This is a genomic window from Verminephrobacter aporrectodeae subsp. tuberculatae At4 (assembly GCF_000193225.1).
Classification (GTDB): domain Bacteria; phylum Pseudomonadota; class Gammaproteobacteria; order Burkholderiales; family Burkholderiaceae_C; genus Acidovorax; species Acidovorax aporrectodeae.
Map to the genome: position 1 here is coordinate 1 of NZ_AFAL01001025.1, position 867 is coordinate 867.

1 protein-coding gene is annotated in these 867 nt (G+C 70.7%); it reads right to left on the bottom strand.

From position 1 onward, the window contains the following. The coding region (locus tag VTU_RS0124695) for an ABC transporter ATP-binding protein (protein WP_010110531.1) at window positions 1-806 on the bottom strand (806 nt) is incomplete at its 3' end. Window positions 807-867 lie beyond the last annotated feature (61 nt).

Here is an 867-nt window from a genome sequence, read left to right on the forward strand (position 1 = left end):
GCCAGCAGGCCCTGCGTGTAGGGATGCGCGGGCCGCGCGAACAGCGCGCGCACGGACGCGCTCTCGAGCACGCGGCCCGCGTAGAGAACGACCATGTCGTCGGCATGCTGCGCGACCACGCCGAGGTTGTGCGTGATGAAGAGGATGCTCATTCCCGTCTCCGCCTGGAGCCGGCGCATGAGTTCCAGGATCTGCGCCTGGACGGTCACGTCGAGCGCGGTGGTCGGCTCGTCGGCGATCAGCAGCGTCGGGCCGCAGGCCATCGCCAGCGCAATCATCACGCGCTGGCGCATGCCGCCCGAGAGCTGGTGCGGGTACGCGTGCAGGCGCTGCGCTGCGGCCGGGATTTCGACCAGATCGAGCATGCGCAGCGCGTGCGCCAGCGCCGCCCTGCGCCCGAGTCCCTGGTGCCGGCGCACGCTTTCCGCGATCTGCTCGCCGACGGGGAACACCGGGTTCAGGCTGCTCATCGGCTCCTGGAAGATCATCGCCAGCTGGTTGCCGCGCAGCGCGCGCATCTCGCGCTCGCGAATGCGCAGCAGGTCGAGCGTGCGGCCTTCGCGCGTCACGAACGCCGCGCTGCCGCCGAGCTGCACGTTCGCGGACCGGGGCAGCAGGCGCATCAGCGCAAGGCTGGTGACGGACTTGCCCGACCCCGATTCGCCGACCAGCGCGGTCGTCTTTCCGGGCTGGATGGAGAAGCTCACGTCGGCCACCGAACGCACCAGACCGTCGCCCGTGGGAAAGCTCGCGCCCAAGTTGCTCACCGTCAGGCGCGCAGGGGTGATCGGGGGGCATTGCGGCATCACGCGGCCTTCTGGAGCCGGGGATCGAGCAGGTCGCGCACGCCGTCGCCCAGCAGTTGCA